At 45.8% G+C, this 17,777-nt stretch carries 17 protein-coding genes and 1 pseudogene; 7 read left to right on the plus strand and 11 right to left on the minus strand.

Annotation, left to right across the window (positions count from 1 at the left end):
- Positions 1–23: 23 nt before the first annotated feature.
- The 3 genes from KQI_RS0119375 to KQI_RS0119385 are packed head-to-tail and all read right to left on the minus strand — an operon-like array spanning position 24 to position 1,911.
- Positions 24–791 carry an ABC transporter permease subunit gene (locus KQI_RS0119375; protein ID WP_010348541.1) on the minus strand — a complete coding sequence of 256 codons (768 nt, stop codon included), beginning with the start codon at positions 789–791 and terminating at the stop codon, positions 24–26.
- Entirely contained in the window at positions 788–1,501 is a 714-nt protein-coding gene (locus KQI_RS0119380) for an ABC transporter ATP-binding protein (RefSeq protein WP_010348542.1), read from the minus strand. Before KQI_RS0119380 ends, KQI_RS0119375 begins: the two co-directional genes overlap by 4 nt.
- Complete coding sequence (locus KQI_RS0119385; RefSeq protein WP_010348543.1) at positions 1,498–1,911, minus strand: GntR family transcriptional regulator; 414 nt, start codon at positions 1,909–1,911, stop codon at positions 1,498–1,500. The genes KQI_RS0119380 and KQI_RS0119385 overlap by 4 nt, the downstream gene beginning before the upstream one ends.
- Before the next feature lie 213 nt (positions 1,912–2,124).
- On the opposite strand from KQI_RS0119385, the gene KQI_RS0119390 reads away from it, so the two are divergent.
- Entirely contained in the window at positions 2,125–2,697 is a 573-nt protein-coding gene (locus KQI_RS0119390) for a hypothetical protein (RefSeq protein ID WP_010348544.1), read from the plus strand.
- Between the two features lie 329 nt (positions 2,698–3,026).
- Positions 3,027–3,221, plus strand: a pseudogene (locus KQI_RS29385) (alpha/beta fold hydrolase); the annotation flags it as partial.
- 250 nt (positions 3,222–3,471) lie between these two features.
- On the opposite strand, the gene KQI_RS0119405 reads toward KQI_RS29385, so the two are convergent.
- The 5 genes from KQI_RS0119405 to KQI_RS0119425 all read right to left on the minus strand — a co-directional run bounded on the left by KQI_RS0119405 (position 3,472) and on the right by KQI_RS0119425 (position 8,800).
- Complete coding sequence (locus KQI_RS0119405) at positions 3,472–3,687, minus strand: cold-shock protein (protein ID WP_007428291.1); 216 nt, start codon at positions 3,685–3,687, stop codon at positions 3,472–3,474.
- A 131-nt stretch (positions 3,688–3,818) separates the two neighbouring features.
- Positions 3,819–4,019, minus strand: coding sequence for a cold-shock protein (locus KQI_RS0119410; RefSeq protein WP_007428290.1), 201 nt, complete (start codon positions 4,017–4,019; stop codon positions 3,819–3,821).
- A 397-nt stretch (positions 4,020–4,416) separates the two neighbouring features.
- Positions 4,417–6,852, minus strand: a complete 2,436-nt coding sequence (locus tag KQI_RS0119415) for an arabinan endo-1,5-alpha-L-arabinosidase AbnB (RefSeq protein WP_010348547.1) — start codon at positions 6,850–6,852, stop codon at positions 4,417–4,419.
- Positions 6,853–7,271: 419 nt separating this feature from the next.
- Positions 7,272–7,730 carry an SRPBCC domain-containing protein gene (locus tag KQI_RS0119420; RefSeq protein ID WP_010348548.1) on the minus strand — a complete coding sequence of 153 codons (459 nt, stop codon included), beginning with the start codon at positions 7,728–7,730 and terminating at the stop codon, positions 7,272–7,274.
- 113 nt (positions 7,731–7,843) lie between these two features.
- Positions 7,844–8,800, minus strand: coding sequence for a helix-turn-helix transcriptional regulator (locus tag KQI_RS0119425; protein ID WP_010348549.1), 957 nt, complete (start codon positions 8,798–8,800; stop codon positions 7,844–7,846).
- A 173-nt stretch (positions 8,801–8,973) separates the two neighbouring features.
- On the opposite strand from KQI_RS0119425, the gene KQI_RS0119430 reads away from it, so the two are divergent.
- The 4 genes from KQI_RS0119430 to KQI_RS0119450 all read left to right on the plus strand — a co-directional run bounded on the left by KQI_RS0119430 (position 8,974) and on the right by KQI_RS0119450 (position 13,854).
- Positions 8,974–10,569: a spore germination protein gene (locus KQI_RS0119430; protein ID WP_010348550.1), complete on the plus strand. Its 1,596-nt coding sequence runs from the start codon at positions 8,974–8,976 to the stop codon at positions 10,567–10,569.
- A 40-nt stretch (positions 10,570–10,609) separates the two neighbouring features.
- The gene (locus KQI_RS0119435) at positions 10,610–11,818 is read left to right on the plus strand and encodes a Ger(x)C family spore germination protein (protein WP_010348551.1); all 1,209 of its coding nucleotides are present in this window, start codon (positions 10,610–10,612) and stop codon (positions 11,816–11,818) included.
- A gap of 336 nt (positions 11,819–12,154) precedes the next feature.
- Positions 12,155–13,279, plus strand: a complete 1,125-nt coding sequence (locus KQI_RS0119445; protein WP_010348553.1) for a GerAB/ArcD/ProY family transporter — start codon at positions 12,155–12,157, stop codon at positions 13,277–13,279.
- A 176-nt stretch (positions 13,280–13,455) separates the two neighbouring features.
- The gene (locus tag KQI_RS0119450; protein WP_010348554.1) at positions 13,456–13,854 is read left to right on the plus strand and encodes a hypothetical protein; all 399 of its coding nucleotides are present in this window, start codon (positions 13,456–13,458) and stop codon (positions 13,852–13,854) included.
- Positions 13,855–13,937: 83 nt separating this feature from the next.
- Here KQI_RS0119450 and pyk read toward each other — a convergent pair whose 3' ends face one another.
- On the minus strand, positions 13,938–15,353 hold the full coding sequence (pyk, locus tag KQI_RS0119455; RefSeq protein ID WP_010348555.1) for a pyruvate kinase: 1,416 nt from the start codon (positions 15,351–15,353) through the stop codon (positions 13,938–13,940).
- 198 nt (positions 15,354–15,551) lie between these two features.
- Between pyk and KQI_RS0119460 the strand changes: the two genes are divergently transcribed.
- On the plus strand, positions 15,552–16,340 hold the full coding sequence (locus KQI_RS0119460) for an AraC family transcriptional regulator (protein WP_010348556.1): 789 nt from the start codon (positions 15,552–15,554) through the stop codon (positions 16,338–16,340).
- Positions 16,341–16,436: 96 nt separating this feature from the next.
- Here KQI_RS0119460 and KQI_RS27450 read toward each other — a convergent pair whose 3' ends face one another.
- Positions 16,437–16,886 (minus strand): hypothetical protein, encoded by a 450-nt coding sequence (locus KQI_RS27450; protein ID WP_010348557.1) that lies wholly within the window; start codon positions 16,884–16,886, stop codon positions 16,437–16,439.
- 100 nt (positions 16,887–16,986) lie between these two features.
- Positions 16,987–17,577, minus strand: coding sequence for a hypothetical protein (locus KQI_RS0119470; protein ID WP_010348558.1), 591 nt, complete (start codon positions 17,575–17,577; stop codon positions 16,987–16,989).
- Between the last annotated feature and the right edge of the window lie 200 nt (positions 17,578–17,777).

Raw genomic sequence — 17,777 nt, forward strand, 5'->3', positions numbered from 1 at the left:
TATGGATAGTCATTTGTTCTATATTAAATCGACAGTTTTTTCTCCAGTAAATAAGCGTTCAAGCGGATTAAGACATAGGCAGCAATCCAACTGATCAACACCGCAACCGGGAAATGCCAGGTAAAAGGAAACCATTGTCCTGCCCGAACTTGGTCAAATTGCTCATAAATCCGCTGATCGCCTGACCAGTAGAAGACACTCCCTCCACCCATCAAAAGAATCCACAGTATCGGGCTAATCGGCCGCAAGGTACTGTATCGGGTACTCGCTGTCAGCAAACCCAGCGCAATAACAAACGGTGTGAAAGCGATAATCATCACAAACCAGTCCAATCCGGCTATGATAAAGGACGCTGCATCCGCAAACGTATAAGGCTCTACGGTTGATGAGATGAACAGCGCGAACAAAGAACCCGTCACAAACAGGAACAATACCACGACAATGGCTTGTAAAATGGCAGCAAACCATTTGGCGCTGATCAGCCACATGCGCGGATAGGGAAGGGTCAGCCACCATCCGTAGGTGTCATTTTCCCATTCTCGTCTCAGACTTCCCACACCCATGAAAATGATCATATACGGCAAGCCCAGGGTCACATACCACAGCCTTGTCAATTCGAGTTGGTTGTGAAGCGCGAAATACAAGGAAATAACGAACGCCGCAATTAGAAATAGCGAGAAATACACAAGTCTCCACGATCTGGGCAGTCGATTGCGGCTCTGCTTTCTCCAGCTTCCTTTATTTCGAAATTCATGGCGTATCAAATCTTTGAACAGCCCTGATGAATTCACGCCTTCCACTCCTTTTTGTACAAATTGCGGAATACCTGATGCAGCGATCCATGCTCTGCACGCAGATCATCCGAATCACCAGACCATATGACCCGTCCGCGGTCCATCATGACCGTGTAATCAAACAAGCCTTCCACTTCCTGAATGTCATGTGTGCTAATGAGTATAGACTGCTGCCGATCCTGCAAATAATCAATAATCCCGGCAACAATCGCCTCTCTGGAGAGGATATCAATGCCCGCAAACGGTTCATCGAGGATCATGAGCGGAACCTCACGCGCCAAACATAAAATCAGCAGCACACGTGCCTCCTGCCCGCGACTCAGCCCGGTCATTTTTAGCTCCAGCTCCACGTCCATATGATCAGCAAGCTTGTGCGCATCCTCCATATTGAAGCCAGGCAAAAAGGACTGCCCCCACTCCAACGTCTGTTGAACCGTATGATTGGGATACCAACGGGCCCGGTCAGGAAGATAGGATATGCCGCGGTTGGTTTCCCAGCCGGGCTTTTGCCCCAGCACGTGAAGCTCACCCCCGTCGGGCCGAATCAATCCGGTGATCGCCCGAAACAAGCTTGATTTTCCGCAACCATTCGGTCCAAGCACCCCTACGATGCGCCCCGCTGGAATGACGACATCCAAGTGGTCCAGCGCTTTTTTACTGCCATATTGCTTCGTCAAATGGCTCGCAGCCACAATAGATTCCGTCATGCCTTTTCGCCTCCTTTCTCATCATTCCCGCTCTGCTTGCTGCTTATATACTGCTGTACATCCTCCCAGGACAGTCCCAGACTGCTCATGTGTCCGAGAAACTGATCGATATACGTCCTGGCCAGCTGCTCCCGGAAGCTGTTAATCCGCTCACTGGACGACGTGACATAGGTGCCTAGTCCACGTCGCTTCTCTGTCAGCCCATCCCGCTCCAACTCCTGATATGCCCGCATCACAGTATTCGGATTCATGCGCAATTCCTGAGCCAGATCACGAACGGACGGCATTTTACTTCCCATTTCAATCTCCCCTTTGGCGATGGAGCTTCGTACCTGATTCAATACTTGTTCATATAATGGCTGGCTAAAGTCAATTAAAAACCGGAACGAGCCAACCTGTTGCTCTTCCATGGGTGTTTCCCCCTAATCGGCTGAATCTTTCGTGCCTGTAGTGTATTATATCACTTAATACACGTAATACAAGTTTATTTTAGCTGAAATTTTAGTCATGCCACCCCATTTTCATTCAGTAAATGCTCAGCTTGCGCTCAGATAGCATTCAAGTTGATATCTTATGATGTATCACGTACCAAACAAACCATAACCGAAAGGTGGAAAATGAAGATGAAAATCAGCAAGAAAGCAATTTTGGCTGGAACGATGGCATTGGCATTTTTAGGAGGCGGTGCACTGTATTCCACAGGCGCAGTCCATGCTGCTTCAACTACACCTGAGAAGGCTCCCACTGCAAACAAAGCACAGCCACCCAAGGGAAATCCCGGTGATGCTAACGGCCCTAAAATGGCAGGAGGAAACTTTGCCGAAAACAAAGCTCTCCTGAAATTATTGAAATTGTCCTCCAGCCAATTGGAAACACAGTTGAAGGCAGGTAAATCCCTGGCCACAATCGCCAAAGCACAAGGCGTAAGCTTGAATTCTGTTGTTGATGTGTTGGTTTCTGATATGAAAGCAAAGCTGTCTACGGAAAAACAAAACGGCAAAATTACAGCCAACGAATATAATCAGCATGTATCTAATCTAAAGCAAATGATTACAGATATGGTGAACGGCGTTAAACCGTCCAAGCCACCAGTAGATGGAGATAAAGCCGATCCTGGCAAGGCTCCTGCTAAAGGAGATGCAGCCAAAGCTCCTGCTAAAACAGATGCGGCTAAAACCTCCGCCAAGAAGAAATAGTCAAAGCTCCTTGTCAGACGTAGTCACTTCATGTACTGTAAACTAATTTCCATCCGGCTTCCCTGTACGGATCGGGAAAAACATGAGCCTGTCCTTTGCTGCCATACAGCAGCAAGGGACAGGCTTGTGGTTTGTGTATAACATCAAGAAGATGGCCGAGGTCACGATTCCCAAGGCTGATCCATAAAATGGCTCCCTGTTGGTCACCGATAGCACCAAGGTAATAATATAAAAAAACGACCATTTTATCCCTTTTTCGAATGGGCTGAGCCCTGGCTACATATATGTGAGAGAGAACGAAACTTCGTGATTTTAAAGGGGCGAACACATTGGGATATTATATTGAGGTGGAGCGTGGTGTCAAGCTATATGTTGAGGATATAGGAGAGGGCGTCCCTGTGCTGATGGTACACGGCTGGCCGCTGGATCATCGAATGTACGAATATTAAGCTGCCCTTTTACCTGCCTATGGGTATCGCTGTATTCAGGTAGACCTTAGAGGGTTCGGCAAATCAGATCGTCCGCAACCAAACGCAAAAAGGAATTGCCGGATCAAGGCTAATTCCTTTTGAACGAAGTGGGCACGGCGTATTCTACGAGGCACAGCCTGAATTTAATTCCACCTTGCTGAGCATACTATCCTCAAGCCATAATTAAAAACCCGATCATTCTTATGTAAAGGTGACGCCAGACGGCGTATCTCCATAAAGCAAAAAAGACGCCTCAGCGCCGTTAATGGCTATGGGGCATCTTTTACTATAAACATGCATCCGCTTAGGATTGTTTCGTATGATTAAAGCTCGTATTATTTAATACGGCCAGCTTTTTCTCGCCCTTCACCATGGCAGAACCGCAAATGGGGCATGTCGGCTCGACAGAAAAAGCGAAGTTATCCCGCATCCATCCATTGCACGTATCGCTGGCGCAATTCCAGACAGCTGTAATTTCCTCAGGAATTTCATCCATTGGCTTTTTCCGTGAATTGTACATAAACATCCCTCTTTCTTCATGATTTATAAAGCGATAAGATGTAATCAGTTCAAAAACGGCCTTGTGAACAGATAAAAACAAATGCCCCAAACGCTATGTTCGGGGCATCTGAAGTAGGCTGTAATTTTAAATTACAGTTTTACAACGTTCTCAGCTTGTGGTCCACGGTTTCCTTCAACTACGTTGAATTCTACGCGTTGGCCTTCGTCCAAAGATTTGAAACCTTCGCCTTGGATTGCGGAGAAGTGTACGAATACATCGCTTCCACCTTCAACTTCGATGAAACCGAAACCTTTTTCTGCGTTAAACCATTTAACTGTACCTGTTTGCATGGAATTACCTCCAAAATATATTTATATGACCTTTATTTTTTACAAATAAAAATTCACATATTGCACAAGGTTACTTCAACCTAAAACAATAACCCTCTACAATACGTGAATCTCAGGTCACAATTTCAATATACTCATATTACCATAAGTGTATTGAAAACGCAAGCACTGGTGAAATTAAATTATGTTAGAGTGCTCTTGTCCTTTATTGATTTTAAGCCTTATTTTCAGTAGACGAAAGCCAGTCATCAACGTCTACCTAGAATTATTATAACCACAGTTTTCTTTAATTATACCAGTGATCGGAAAATAAATACACAAAACTTTTCGCAGAAGACGAACTTTTAAAAAATGCCCGTCTCCTGCGTTTGTTCTGCTCAATATTACTTCATCGGAATCACAGTTCCGACAATTCTTTAATTTCCTCTGCAGCCAGTGCTTTGTTATATATTTGGACCTCATCAAGACTGCCGTTAAAATAAGCATCGGCGGCAAAGCGGCTTTTACCGAGATAAGCCTCGCTCGTCAGCAGCTCTTTTGGATTAAAAGTCATACTGTCATTAACAGCCACTTCCTCACCGTTTACATACAGCTTCCCGGTATTCCCCTCTAGTGTAACTGCTACATGCGTCCACTGGTTTAAAGGTAAGGCTGATTTGGCAAGCAAGCTTTGATCTGCACCCTCATGAATCGTAAACTGGAGCACACCGCTTCCTTGGGAAGGAGTCAGAAACATATGGCGGGCCTGAGCATTTCCAAAGTCAAAAATCCGTTGCCATGCTCCACCGCCCTTCCAATTCACCCAAGCGGAAAAGGTAAAATCGTCTGCATCTGTGACCGTCACCGGTAGCTGCACGTAGCCATCTTTGCCGTTCAGCACAAGGGCACCGCCAAGCTTTCCATCCTTGTCCCATACGGCACCACCATAGGTGTTGCCGTCGAAATGGTTATATGTGCTGTCCACGACACTTGTCCCTTGATCTTCAGTCCATGAATAGTTCGCAAGCTGTGGACCTTGAGCCTGCTCGGGAACAGTGGCTATAAAGCTTTTCTTCGCTGTTGCTTTGTCTTTTTTAATGGTCGCCGTCAAGGTGACCGTTGCAGGCTGGGTACCCGCTTCTGGACGATACACTTCACCTGTCACGGAAATGTTCTCAGGGCGTGTGGATTCCCACGAAATAGTGGTTTCCTGTGCAGCTTGAGTAGGCAGCGTCAAATTATATAAAACATTGCTCAAATCGCCCAGACTTAGATCCTTCTCCACAGCAGCCACGATCTTGCTGGCCTTTAGTTCCTTCTTTAACGTCCCCCAGACCGCAACACCCTTGGAGGATAGTGCGGTGAAAGCAAGCGTCTTTTTGCCCGTGTCTGGATCGACATGTCGCAGGAATACACCTTTATATTTCGTACCATCCGTTGTAATCTCCAACTGGTTGCCTGTGCCAAGCTTCCATGTACCATTCGCTCCTCCAGACAGCCTCCCGCCGCTTTCCAAACTAACGGTCACAGCTTGCTTAATATTGGCCGAGATTTCTTTCCCGTGATTGACATACGAGTATTGACCGAGAACATCCTTTTCCGACAACTTCTTCAGTGAGTCCTCATCACCCGAATAGCGATAAGGAGCGACTACAGGCCAGCCGTCCGCGTTCATGAACATTTCATGTACCCGCACCTCAAACTGCTCGCCCCTGCCCGGGAAACGGGAGTGGAAAATCAGAAAATGCTTTTTCGTCTTGGGATCGTAATAAGCCGAGTTATGTCCGGGTGAAACATACCCTGTACCCAGTCCTGTACCCGGATCGCCAATTTCTCTTGGAATCAGATAGTTACCTATCAGCTTGACACCATACGGCTCAATGGAAGCGTCATCAAAAAGAGGTTTGTCAGGATTCGCCTTGACCTTGATCATGTCGTTCCCCTCGGCGTCATAGTAAGGGCCATCCGGTGTTTTGGAGCGAGCCACACGAAGGTTGTAACCGCCATCTGCCGATAAGCCGCCATAAGACAGGAACAAGTAGTAATAGTCCGTTTGCGGACTGTACTGTATGTACGGCCCTTCCATACGGGCATGATTACCGCCTGTCAGCTTTTTCCCATATCCTTGTCCGGGCAGCGGTTTTCCTGTTTTTCCATCCATCTCCAGAATGAAAATACCTCCTGAGTAGGAGCCATACACCATCCACAGCTTGCCGTTCTTATCATAAAAAGTGTCCGGGTCCACGACATTCGGATGCTTGGTCGCGTCATAGATTGTCCCATCCGCACCCGGTTGGCCCCACATGCCGGATTTCAGGAAGATACCTTTATTTTTATAAGGCCCTTCAATTTTATCGGCAACCGCTACGCCCATTGCAGAACGCGGGGAGTCGCCCTTGCAAGCGTTATAGTACATGTAAAACTTGCCATCGGCCAGTTGAATAACATCCGCTGCCCACAGCGTGTCTGTCTGCGCCCAATCCAGCGCTTCCTTTAATTCCTCTTTGACGTTAGGAATCAGTGCATTGCCATTTGCTACTCCTGTGGCAATCGTATCCCAATTTATCAGGTCCTTGGACTTGGCAGCCGCAAGATGGGAACCAAAAATGTAAAATGTATCTTTCACTTTCAGAATGGATGGATCATGTACGGAAGTTTCCTTAAAAGAAACAGTCTTTTTGCTTTGAATTGAAATGTTCTCTTGGCTTTGACTCTGGAAGGCTATCTGCCCCACAGCTTCAATCCCATCTGTATTCGGATTGAGCGTTTGTTCGGCGCCCACAAAAGAGGCAGGCAGCAGCAGCGCACCCGCCAGAGAAGCGGCCGTTACCTTGCGAAAAAATAATGGCTTCATAAAACGATCTCCTTTCGTTTTTGAACATACCTGATTAATTAGGCGTTTAATTTATTCCTATTAGTTGATAATTACCTATTAAAATAAGTAAAGACCCTCACCTCCAATAATATTAAAGCGCTTTCAATTTTGGATGAAAAATAAAAGCTCCCTTCTTTAAGAAGGCAGGTTTAAGCCCGGCAATGAACCGTACCTTTATAATATGCAATGGAAATGGGAAATTCAATATATAGTTTTATATTTTCGTGAACTTTTTAATAAAATCATTAATTATACTCATTTAATTTTGCAAAGCCTCTTTTTCCCCTTTCCAACACTGTAGATTTAATGGTTCCGCATGAGTTAACTTCAACTACCTGTTAAAGCATTAAAGCCAGGATGCATCTTCAGCGCATCCTGGCTTCTCCGTACAGTCTTTGTTATTGGTTGCTTCCGAAATCAAGCGTATGGCCAGTCTCTATTAATGTTTTTATATTACTTAGAATATGCCACCAGGCACTATCACTGGGTTCAAAGGAAGGATCTTCAGGGTGCCATTCATCATGGATAAGAGTCAGCTTCGTGCACCCGCCCACTGGCTCTAGCAGCCAGGAAATCCGGGATTCATAGTTCTCTTGCCCTTTCAGGTAAGAGGGGCCTACCTTATGCGTAAAACTCAGGGCTTTCAAGGGAGCGTACTCCAGCAGCGTCCCGTACACGTGAACGGTTTCCTCGCCTTCAGCGCCCGGCCCGACATACTCCAGCAGTTCCCCCTCCTTGAAGCTGGAACGGATTATGCTTCCGTAATAGATTTGCTGTACATACTCCGGAGAGACCAGGCCGGCCCATGCTTGTTCCGGCGTACCCCCAATGTAGATCTCATATTTCAATTCTTTCATGTTTCATTCCTCCTTAATCATATGTGCTTGTACTTTCATGTATGCTTAAGACTCGCTTACACTATACAAAAAGGACACTGACAGCTACAGTCAGTGTTCCCGAGGAAATAAAATTAATTTTCGTAATGGCGAGCCATTTCCGAGGCAACCACCACCAACCGCTGCTTCAGCGCTGCTGGCTCCCGAATATGCAGCGTTTTTCCATAAGGCAACAGGAAATATGGGGCATATGTGAATAATGAGCTCTCATCTAGCAGAAACCGGGCCCATCCCCCCTGTCGCTGCTCCAGGGTATGCCCGAATAGCCAGTGACTGCAAAGATCATTTAATACCACTTCAGATGACTCAATTACCACAGCAACCAACTTTCCCTCTTTTTCCCGGGCGGGAAGCAAGCTCTGCAAGAGAAAATCGCGCGCAGAGAAATGGGCAGGACGTATGAAACTTGCCCCGCTACACCGGAGTCCGGTAATTCTGTCGACACGGAAACTACGGATCTCCTGTCGGTGGTGGCAATAAGCAACGATGTACCACTGCCCCTTCCAAAGTACAAGTCCATAAGGATCAATGGAACGTAAGGAGGCCGTTTCTTCATTTCCCTTGCGATATTCCATCTCCAGAGTATCTCCGTTCGCTATGCCTGATTCAAGCTCTTGCAGAATTTCTGCCATTGCCGCATTAGAGGTATGAAGCGTTTCAATCCCGCGCTCATGGCTCTCCATCCGTTCGATTTGTTGGACATTGCTGTAACGCTTCAGCTTATCCAGCGCCCGGTCAAGGGCTTGGACATACGGATATCCCGTTCCACGGACGAAAGCGGCTGCTTGGACAAGCGCCTTCTGCTCTTCGGCGTCAAAGAATAGCGGTGCTTCGACGAAGTTATCAGGCAGACAGTAGCCACCACCAGGCCCGGCATCGGCAATAACCGGAACCCCGCTGACACATAACGCATCTATATAACGGTATACCGAACGAACGCTGATTTCCAGCGCTTCCGCTAATTCGCCAGCGGTTCGTCTCCGCTGCTTTAGCATCCAGAGAATGGATAACATATGGTCTGCTTTGGACATCGGACGATCTCCTCCCGGAACAGTTCAATTACAATCAGTTTATCGCGAAAGCTCTATATAGCCAACATATTACATATCCCTTCCTCCCATCAAAATTCCAACAAGAAGTTTATCAGGAAACTCCTGCGTCCATACTGGATTAAAAAGTATCCTCAAGGAGAGGGAGAACGTTCATGCGTTTTCGGAAAAGAAGAACTCCTAGAAAGTTTAATAAATTGCCTGTCCAGAATACTGAGAAACAGCCTGCATATTCAGGGGAACCGTTCAGTGCAAGTCTTGGACAAAACCTTCAGCGGATCAGACAAACCGTGGGTAACAGTACCGACATCATCATCAGAGAAGTTCGCATTGGCAAGGACAGTGATCACGTCATCGCGATCCTCTATACGGATGGTTTGGCAGATAAAAATATAGTCTCCGACTTCATTATGGAGTCGATAATGCTGAATAGCAGGCTATCTGAGAATGTGAATCACGATATTCCGTCTTCCTCCAATGTTTTACGGGTTTTAAAAGAATACGCCCTGACTATCGGTGACATTCATGAGATTACCGACTTCGAAAATCTATATAACGCTCTATTGTCGGGAGATGCAGTTATTTTAGTTGACGGTCAGACACAAGGAATCGTAGCCAGCGCACGGGGATGGAAGGATCGAGGGGTTAGCGAGCCTGCCTCAGAGAACGTCGTTCGCGGGCCGCGGGAGGGATTCTCGGAAACACTGCGCACAAATACGGCCTTGATCCGACGAAAGATTAAAGATCCGAATCTGTGGCTGGAGACAAGACAAATCGGCCGCGTAACCAAGACCGATGTGGCAGTCATGTACATCAAGGGGATTGTGAACGATTCGCTGGTCACAGAAGTGCATAAGCGGCTAAATGGTATTGATGTAGACGGCATTCTTGAAAGCGGGTATATCGAGGAGTTAATCCAGGACGAGACATTTACCCCTTTTCCGACAATGTTCCACTCCGAACGTCCGGACGTCATCGCAGCCGAGCTTTTGGAAGGAAAGATTGCCATCTTGGTGGATGGGACTCCCTATGTGCTGATCGTACCTGCACTGTTTGTTTCCTTCCTGCATGCAGCTGAGGACTATTATCAGCGTGCGGATATCAGCAGCTTCATCAGGTTCCTTCGTTACGTCGGGGCCTTTATTTCCCTGCTTGGCCCATCCTTGTATGTTGCCATCACTACGTTTCATCAGGAGATGCTGCCAACTTCATTATTGATCGGTTTGGCCGCACAGCGGGAAGCCGTTCCCTTCCCCGCTTTTATTGAAGCGCTCATGATGGAGCTGACTTTTGAAATATTACGGGAAGCCGGTGTCCGCATGCCCAAATATATCGGAGCAGCCGTCTCCATCGTGGGCACACTTGTCATCGGACAAGCGGCTGTTCAGGCCGGGATTATATCAGCGGCGATGGTTATTGTTGTATCTGTTACAGCGATTTCCAGCTTCGTTCTCCCCGCCTATAATATGGCCATTGCTTTTCGTATGCTGCGATTCCCCTTGATGGGGCTTGCCGCTTCATTCGGATTGTTCGGAATTATTGTCGGAGGTATTGCTCTCATCCTGCATATGTGCAGCCTTCGTTCGTTTGGTGTTCCATATATGACCCCTTTTGCGCCTCTAGTTCCGTCAGACACCAAAGATACCTTATTTCGGCTCCCTCACTGGATGATGATTTCCCGTCCCAGGTTAATTAATCAGAAGAACGTGAACCGCCGAAATAGTACCCCGCCCCGAAAATCACGAGAATGAAATAGAGTAGACTGGCACAAATGGAAAGGAGTCGAAAATCGTGAAACGGAAGGCCGCCTGTCTGCTCCTGATTCTTACAATGACCTTGCTACTCACGGGTTGTTGGAACCGTACGGAATTGAATGAGCTGGCCATCGCTGTCGGTATGGGAATCGATAAGCTGGGCGATCAATTCCAGGTTTCCGTCCAAGTCGTAGACCCGGGTCAGGTATCGTCTAAAGGTGGTGGCGGGAGCGGGCGGGCTCCCACCACGTTATATACGGCCAAAGCCGAGACCATTTTTGAGGCCGTCCGCAAAATGACGAAAACGAGTCCTCGAAAAATCTATTTTTCCCATCTTCGCATCTGTGTGATTGGTGAGTCGATGGCCGCGAACGGTATGGCCAAAGCGCTTGATTTCCTGTCAAGAGATCATCATTTTCGTACCGACTTCTACTTAGTGCTGTCAAAAGACTCAAGTGCCGAAGATATACTGAAAATTTTGACGCCCTTGGACCCGATTCCGGCGAATGACTTATTTTCCTCTCTGGATATATCTGAAAAAAGCTGGTCACCTAGTACGACTGTAACCCTGGATGAATTGCTCGCATCTCTCACCAATCAAGGTATAGAGCCTGTCTTGACAGGACTTCAGATCGTTGGCAATAAAGAAGCAGGAGAGACCAAAGAAAATGTCGAAAAGATCGTCACTTCCGCCCGGCTGGAATATTCCGGAATGGCTGTGTTCAAAAAAGACAAATTAATCGGCTGGTTAAATGAAGACGAAAGTAGGGGCTACAACTATATTACCGGTAAAGTAAGAAGCTCCGTAAATCATGTAGCCTGTCCCGAAGGCGGCAAAGTGATCATGGAAATTATTCGGACTCAAACTACCATAAAAGGAGCGGTCAATCGGGGCGAGCCCCGAATCAATATTAAAATGCAGGTTGAAGCCAACGTGGGAGAAGTCGAATGTACCGGTCTGGATCTGACCAAGGTGGGCACGATTTATGACATTGAGAAGAGAGGGGAAGAAAAGTTAGAAGAGTTTATGAGAGCAGCCGTCCAAAAAGCTCAAAAATCGTACAAGTCTGACATCTTTGGATTCGGCGAAGCCATTCGCCGCGCTAACCCGAAGGCTTGGAGTACACTCAAAAACAATTGGGGCCGTGAGCACTTTGTAGACTTGCCCGTAAATATCAAGATCAATCTCAAGCTTCGGCGCTTGGGCACAATCGGCAGTTCATTTCTGAATGATGTTAAAGAGTAGATCCTCTTCTGGATTATGCCGACGATCTGTTCCCCGTAGACCATGTCCATGAAAAAGAAGGTGCTGAAAGATGCTGTCTCAAATGGTAAACGTGCTGGGAATATTGCTGGTTGCTGTTGTGATCTGCTTGCTAGAGGTTCCCTACATGTGGAAAAAGAGATTAAAAAAAGAGCTTTGGCTGTTTTCCGTTCTCCTTGTACTTGGAGTCGGAATCAGTTGCGCCAAGGCGTTCACATGGACTATTCCCACCCCTCTGGACTGGATCACAGCCATATATAGACCATTTAGCAATTTCCTAATCCATATTGGATTAATCAAATAAACAACGAGGTGAACATGGTGCCCGATCAGGTCAAAATTTCCGCACGTCAGCTTATGATCTTAACCATTTTGTTTACGATAGGAAGTACAATCCTCATCATCCCTTCAGGCATGGCGCTTGTAGCCAAACAGGACGCCTGGATTGCCACGCTCGTCGGCATAGGGTTCGGGCTTCTTATGGTGTATTTGTATATCAAAATTACAGATCTGTATCCGCAGATGACGCTGGTTGAAATCATGGAAGCCCTGCTGGGGAAATGGCTTGGCAAAGCCACCGTCCTCCTGCTTCTTACAGGATTATTCATCAATGCTCCTGCTCCGGTTTTATTTTATTTGGGGAATTTTATGACCACTCAAATCATGCCGGAAACACCGATTACGGCCGTAAATATTATTTTTGCGCTTATTATATTGATGGCTCTTCGTCTGGGACTGGAAGTGCTGGCCCGTTCTGCTGAAATAATGTTTCCGATCTTTGTCCTGCTTTACATTTCTTTTACGGGTTTAGTGGTGTCCAATATTAAGCTGGAAAATATACAACCTGTGCTGGAAGCAGGAGTTGGTCCTATCTGGCCTGCTGCCCTCTCCTTTGTGAGCACCGCATATCTGCCTCATATCGTTTTGCTCATGATCTTTCCGGCTTCTGTAAATCGTCCCGATCAAGCCCGCAAAGCTTTTTTCTTAGGAAGCTTGATTGGCGGATTGGCATTGTTCATCATCGTGATATTAGCTATTTTAGTGCTAGGTCCTGACATAACGGCGCGAAATCTATATCCAAGCTATGCGTTAGCCAAAAAAATCAATATTGGTCATTTTCTACAGCGCATTGAAGCGATCATGGCTACCATGTGGTTTATTTCGCTTTTTTTCAGAATCACAATATATATGTACACCATTATGGTAGCCATAGCCCAGGTCTTTCAATTAAAAAGCAATCAGCAGCTGGTGCTTCCTCTCGGGATCATTTTAATCGTGTTGTCCATCATCGTATATCCCAATGTTCCTTATCAACAAACGTATGATACCAAGACGTGGATTCCTTTTTCATTATCTATAGGATTATTTTTACCATTGCTGCTGCTCGGGGTACATGCTCTAAAAAAGCTGTGGACAAAGAAGAAAAAACCACCGCTCTTTTAGTTTATTTTAAACGAGAATTAAGCTGGCGCTAAGATTAGGCGTGTATGATGTATTTAACGATCTGGTAACTACATAAGCCGGATGGACTAAAGGCATAAACATGACTCCCGTTGGATATCCATATACCGTTCGCACCCTGTCACAATTTTAATGAAACAAAAGGAGATTTTACACTTATGAATCGAAAACGAATAATGGTCATCTGCACACTGTTGCTGGCGTTGTCGATTGGGCAGTCCTCTACATGGGGAAGTCGGGCTAATGCTGCTGCATTGGCTCCGGAGAGAGCCCCGCAGGTACAGGATAATGAAGCATCCAAGGATGATAAGCTGCTGGATACGCTGGGCATATCCTCGGATGAGCAATTGTATGATGCACTGTATAACGGTCAAACCTTGGCGGATATTGCCCTAACCAATAAACAGGACGCGCAGGCTGTCGTCGATTTGCAGGTCGCTCAGTTAACGGAGCAGTTGGATCAACGACTGGCCAATAAGAGCATTACGCTGGAACAATACCAGGCTCATAAGTCGGAATTGACACAGGTCGTTGCTAAAAGTGTGTTTGGGCTGTAAAACAGGCTTTCGAGTTCGGATTTACACGTTAAAAAGGCGCTAAACCTACAAGGATCAGCGCCTTTTTTTGCTACCTCTTACCTTTACACTTGATGTACTCTGATCAGATTCGTCGCACCGGCCTCTGCAACAGGAACGCCCGCTGACAGTACGATGGTATCCCCTTTTTGGATATATCCTGCATTCAGGGCATTACGGATCGAGGATTCGAACATTTCATCCGTTGTCGCTACTTTATCCCCTTTGACCGGGAATACCCCGGACAACAGACAAATTTTAGCGAACACCGTACTGTTCGGAGTAACGGCAATAATCGGAGCCTTCGGACGGTATTTGGACACCATCCGTGCCGTGAATCCGCTGGCAGTCGAGGTAATAATCGCTTTGGCATCCAGCTCAAGAGAAGAGCTAACCGCACCCTGACTGATCACTTCAGTAATGTTCGTGCTTTGGCGTGCTCTACGCTTATTGAACTGCTCCTGGTAATCAAACTGCGATTCCGCTCTGGCAGCTACCGCAGCCATTGTACGAACGGACTCGACAGGATATTTACCTGCGGCAGATTCGCCCGATAGCATCACTACATCGGCCCCTTGCATAACCGCATTAAATACGTCACTTACTTCAGCTCTCGTCGGACGCGGGTTGACTTGCATGGATTCCAGCATGTGCGTAGCTACAATTACCGGTTTGCCGACCAGATTACACTTGTCGATCATTTCTTTTTGCATCACAGGCACGTCTTGAATCGGCACTTCAACGCCCAAATCACCACGGGCTACCATAATACCATCCGAAGCCACAATAATATCATCCAGGTTTTCCATGCCTTCAGCATTTTCAATCTTGGAATAAATTTGTACATGCTCGGCTTGATGTCCCTTCAAAATCTCACGGATTTCACGGATGTCGTCGCCTTTACGCACAAAAGAAGCCGCAATAAGCTCGATACGCTGCTCCACCCCAAATTGGATGTGCTTCACGTCGCGCTCCGTTACGCCTGGAAGAGTCGTATGAATCCCTGGCAGATTCACACCTTTTCTCGGCTTCAAAACACCGCCGCTTACAATATTACAAATCATTTCAGTACCCTCAATAGAGGTTACAGTCAGATCAACCAAACCGTCGTCAATCAAAATGCGGTCGCCTGGTTTAATGTCCTTTGGCATATCCGGGTAATTCACCGAAATACGGTGCTCGTCCCCCAAAATCTCTTCTGTAGTCAGAATCAGCTGGCTGCCTGGTTTCAGCAGACAGGATGCTTCTCTCAGCTTGCCGATCCGTATTTCAGGCCCTTTGATATCCATCATGACAGGAATAAAAGTACCCAGTTCCTTCGCAGCCTGTCTCACATTTTCAATACGTTTAACGTGATCTTCCAGCTCCCCGTGAGCCATGTTCAAGCGGGCTACTGTCATACCGGCCTGAATCATTTCCTTTAACAAATGAATGGAGTCGCAGGCAGGTCCCATCGTACAAATAATTTTCGTTTTAAGCATAGAAATGTCATCCTCCTGAATGTCTTTACTATTTGGTCGTAATTCCAGTATGGTTTCTATTCCATGTGGCTGCTCTATCTATTTACACTTTTTATGACTTTATTTTACCTATACCGATGCGACAAGACCATGAACTATAGTATGATGACTGTATTATAGTACAGTATAGTGAATTTTTAAGACATGGAGAGTGACCTCATGATTACAATCACGGACGTGCGACAGGACCATGGCGTGGACTGGTACGAGAAGGCTGATCCAGATAGCAGCAAAGACAACTTCGTGTTCATTTTGGTCACCTTTGGAAAATGTGTATATTGGGTGAACGATCGCAAGATTATTCTCGGCAAGGGAGAGGTTCTGATCCTGCCTGGACATCTGCCCTACTATGGCAAAAGTATCCCTACGCTTTTTCATACCAAGTATGTGATACATTGCCGCAAAACATGTACGAATACCGTACTTCCCATATTGAATACGGACAAGCCGCTGTCGATCAAGCTCGGATGCTACGATATGCTGCATGAACGAATCAAATCGGTGTATTACCAATGGACAGAGCGCCCAAGCTACTATGAGCTGATGGCTGACTGTCTACTGACCGAGACGATGATTTATACCAATCAGGAATGGAACAAAGGTGTCATTTCGAGCGATAAAGAGCGGCTTGTAGATTATATGAAGCAGTATATCCAAAATCATTACAGGGAAAAAGTGACGAAGGAAGAGCTAGGTAACGTCATCAGCAAAACACCCAACTACGCCGCCACACTGCTGCGTGAGGTAACGCGCCAAACCATCAGCGAGCATGTACATACGCAGCGCATTAAAACGGCCATCTACATGCTGACCGAGTCCCAACTGACGATTCGTGAAATTTCAGAGTATGTCGGCTATAGTGATGTCTCCTATTTCCATCGAATCTTCAAACGGTTAACAGGCTGTTCCCCGTCCGAATTTTTGGATGAGCGCTCTTCGATTGTCTAGGGCATGTCTTCAAACTATAGAAATAGGATTGTGGGAAGATGGATGATACGAAAAAAGAACGCTCATTTTTTTGAGCGTTCCTCGTTCCTGGGAAGATCAGTTTTCTTCCTCTTTTTTTTCGTAGGTGAAATTTCTTAAAATGACCTGCTTTGTTTTAGCGGTTATTTCTTCTCCATCATTGTCCAAATTTGCAACCTGATCACTTGGGTACTTGTTCGGAACCTTAACCGGATAAAAATCCCCGTGCTCAGTTAACAGGATGTGGGGTTGTTTAGATTGAGCTAGATGATTTAGTTCTTTCTTTCTCTCTGGTGAGAGCCAGTTAGAATCGTCGGTTGCTTTAGCCCCGGCTTTGGTTTCATTGACGTTAGAATTGTCGCTAGCCTTAACCTCGGTTTTGGTTTCATTGGTGTTAGAATCGTCGGTAACCTTAACGCTGGTTATGGTTTCATTGGCAAAAGTTTGACTTTGAATGACGGTTATAACTCCTCCGACAAGAACAGTTAGACCTAAAACTACAACAATTGTTCTTAGCCGCTTGTTCACACACACACCTCCCTTCCCAAAGATGTATTACATATTTTTGAAAATATTAGTATTATAACAATTTCATAAAAAAACTTAACAATCGTTAAATAAAATAATATTAAAACGTGACGTATCCATTTCCTGAAATCGTATAATCATTGAGGTTAAGTACCATTACCTGATATTCTCCAGCACTTGGAGCTCTCAGTTGAAAATCCCTACTTTCATCTGTATATCTTCCATAAACGGCAAAAACCTCTCCCAAATAATTTTTGTTCACAATCAGGTAACCTACTTCAGGACGAGACCAAGAACTACCATCTACCCATTGTACCACATGGAAATTCAAGGTAGCTGCGTTATTAACTGAAAACTTATTAGAGTAAATACCCCCATCGTTTCGAGAAAAGTGACTAAATTGCCAAGATGCCAATGATGCCATCGGCGAGATTTTTTGATCGGTTTGAGTCTTTTCTTTTTCAACAGCAATTGATTCTATCGGTATCGCATTTTCGATAACTTCATTATATTCTTCAGCCGTCAAACCGCTCAATAATGAATTCGAATTAACAATTGAAGAATATGGTGGGAATAGCGACTGTGGAGAAGAATCTTTAGCTGATGAAGAGGAATCTGCGTAGGAGCTTGAAGGGTTCAATCCGATGGATACCAACATAACAACTAGCATAGTTACAAGAAATTTTTTCACAAATAATTGCCTCCCAAATGCTAAATTTTAACAACATTTGTATAATAACATATAAAACAGCTACCGTGTACATACTTTTTGTAATTTTTACCTTATTGACACAAGATTCTGTCTCATCGGAAGTCTGACAGATAAAAATGGACAATCATTCAGTATGAAGGGAGGCCTTAACAAGGTCCATTCTTTAGGCTTCATTCAAT

Source organism: Paenibacillus peoriae KCTC 3763 (assembly GCF_000236805.1).
GTDB lineage: Bacteria > Bacillota > Bacilli > Paenibacillales > Paenibacillaceae > Paenibacillus > Paenibacillus peoriae.